Raw genomic sequence first — 1,180 nt, 5'->3', positions numbered from 1 at the left:
CCAGCGGGAGCAAGCTCCCTCGCCACAGGGGGTCAGTGCTTAACCTTTAGGCCATGCAACTCGCAATACTCCGCCCATTCCATCCCGGCCATTTCCGCCACTTCCCTGTGCACCTCCAGGCGCTGGGCCTGATATTCCTGGGGTGAGGCGGCGGTCAGTTGCAGGGTCAGTTCCCAGGCAAACAGGCCCAGGCGCTCGGCCTCGGCTTCGAAGGCTTCATGCAACCGCTCGGCGCGGTACTGCGCGGCGGTCTCGCCCTTGGCCTGGGCCAGCAGCGGGTTGAGGTGGTCCAACTCGATGCGCAGCTCGGGGTGCTCATCGAGAAATATTTCCAGGGCCCGTTCGTGTTGTTGTTCGGTTGCCGCCATGGTCACTCCTTGGGGGATGCAGACTGCTTCTTGCTGGCCTTGGCCGCAGCCGCCAGGCATTCGAGGGCGAATTGTTCGGTGTAGGTCATCTGGATCGGCGTGGTTTCGCCCTTGACGGTGCGTTCGCCGTCGAGGATGTAGCGAATCCGCTTGTCGGTGACGCCGATGCGCTTGGCGATCCAGGACGGTGTCTGGCCGATCTGGCTGATCAGTTTGTCGGCGTATTCGGCGGTGGGTTTGTAGAATTCGGCGTTGGGAGTCATGGGGTGTTCCGCGTGGCTGGTGGCAATGGCGCGACAGGGTGCGCGAATCGCAGGGCGATGTCCCGTGTAAATTTCAGTAAAGCAGCACGAAGGCCCGGGTCGCAGTGCTACAGTCCGTTTTTTTTCTCGATGAGTGAACGCAATGCGAATGTTGACGGTGGCCCTGGCCGCAACCTTGCTGGCCGGCTGTGCGGGTTCGGCGATGAACGAGGCCCGGACCCAGGCCCCTTACAAGACCCTGACCTCGGACAAACCCGAACAGATCGTGGCCCAGTGCGTGCAGTTCTCCTGGCAGGACGAAGCGGTGTTCGGTGTCGATGCTGGCGCCTACCTGCAACCGGGCAAGAAGGGTGGCTCGACGGTCTACACCCGCTCTGCCGAATCGTTTGTCGATTTGCATGCCGGTGCGACGGGCACCGAGTTGAGTTATTACGCCAAGCATGACGACTTCGTGGCCAAGCGCCGGTTGGCGGCGTTGGCGACGTGTCTTTAAGCAACTCGAATTGAAAACCGGATTGAGTGTGGGAGCGGGCTTGCTCGCGAAAGCGG

General features: G+C 61.7%; 3 protein-coding genes. 1 reads left to right on the top strand and 2 read right to left on the bottom strand.

Annotation, left to right across the window (positions count from 1 at the left end; genetic code table 11):
• Nucleotides 1–32: 32 nt before the first annotated feature.
• Nucleotides 33–368, bottom strand: a complete 336-nt coding sequence (locus CFII68_RS25640; protein WP_018600110.1) for a DUF6388 family protein — start codon at nucleotides 366–368, stop codon at nucleotides 33–35.
• A 2-nt stretch (nucleotides 369–370) separates the two neighbouring features.
• On the bottom strand, nucleotides 371–631 hold the full coding sequence (locus CFII68_RS25645) for a hypothetical protein (protein WP_014337702.1): 261 nt from the start codon (nucleotides 629–631) through the stop codon (nucleotides 371–373).
• A gap of 142 nt (nucleotides 632–773) precedes the next feature.
• Here CFII68_RS25645 and CFII68_RS25650 point away from each other — a divergent pair, with 142 nt between their 5' ends.
• Entirely contained in the window at nucleotides 774–1,124 is a 351-nt protein-coding gene (locus CFII68_RS25650; RefSeq protein WP_014337703.1) for a hypothetical protein, read from the top strand.
• The last annotated feature ends 56 nt before the right edge of the window (nucleotides 1,125–1,180 follow it).

Origin of the sequence: Pseudomonas sp. CFII68 (assembly GCF_000416195.1) — a bacterium.
Lineage (GTDB): Bacteria > Pseudomonadota > Gammaproteobacteria > Pseudomonadales > Pseudomonadaceae > Aquipseudomonas > Aquipseudomonas kilonensis.
This window is presented reverse-complemented; position numbering and strand designations above follow the sequence as displayed.

What these genes read in the sequence shown, in the direction of transcription:
- CFII68_RS25640 (WP_018600110.1), bottom strand. Translation starts at nt 368, where the DNA reads ATGGCGGCAACCGAACAACAACACGAACGGGCCCTGGAAATATTTCTC.
- CFII68_RS25650 (WP_014337703.1), top strand. Translation starts at nt 774, where the DNA reads ATGCGAATGTTGACGGTGGCCCTGGCCGCAACCTTGCTGGCCGGCTGT.
- CFII68_RS25645 (WP_014337702.1), bottom strand. Translation starts at nt 631, where the DNA reads ATGACTCCCAACGCCGAATTCTACAAACCCACCGCCGAATACGCCGAC.